This window comes from Streptomyces rugosispiralis (genome assembly GCF_024505145.1).
GTDB classification, from domain to species: Bacteria; Actinomycetota; Actinomycetes; order Streptomycetales; family Streptomycetaceae; genus Streptomyces; species Streptomyces rugosispiralis.
Map to the genome: position 1 here is coordinate 1 of NZ_JANIAA010000245.1, position 408 is coordinate 408.

The window sequence follows — 408 nt, forward strand, 5'->3', positions numbered from 1 at the left end:
CTGGGTCATTCGGTTGGTGAGTTGGCTGCGGCGTATGTGGCGGGTGTGTGGTCGTTGGAGGATGCGGCCCGGGTGGTGGCGGCTCGGGGTCGTTTGATGCAGGTGTTGCCGTCGGGTGGTGCGATGGTTGCGGTGGCGGCGTCGGAGGATGAGGTGCGACCGCTGCTGAGCGAGGGTGTGGCGGTTGCGGCGGTGAATGGTCCCGAGTCGGTGGTGCTGTCGGGTGATGAGGGTGCGGTTCAGGCGGTTGTGGATGTGTTGGCTGGGCGTGGGGTGCGGGTGCGGCGGTTGCGGGTGAGTCATGCGTTCCATTCGGCTCGTATGGACGGCATGCTGGCCGAGTTCGGCGAGGTGCTTCAGGGCGTGGAGTTCCGTGCCCCGAGTGTGCCGGTGGTGTCGAATGTGTCG

The 408-nt window shown here is 66.7% G+C and carries 1 protein-coding gene; it reads left to right on the forward strand.

Going from position 1 to position 408, the window contains the following annotated elements; genetic code table 11:
• Positions 1–408, forward strand: a 408-nt coding sequence (locus NP777_RS47275) for an acyltransferase domain-containing protein (protein ID WP_256656384.1), incomplete at both ends; no start/stop codon positions are given.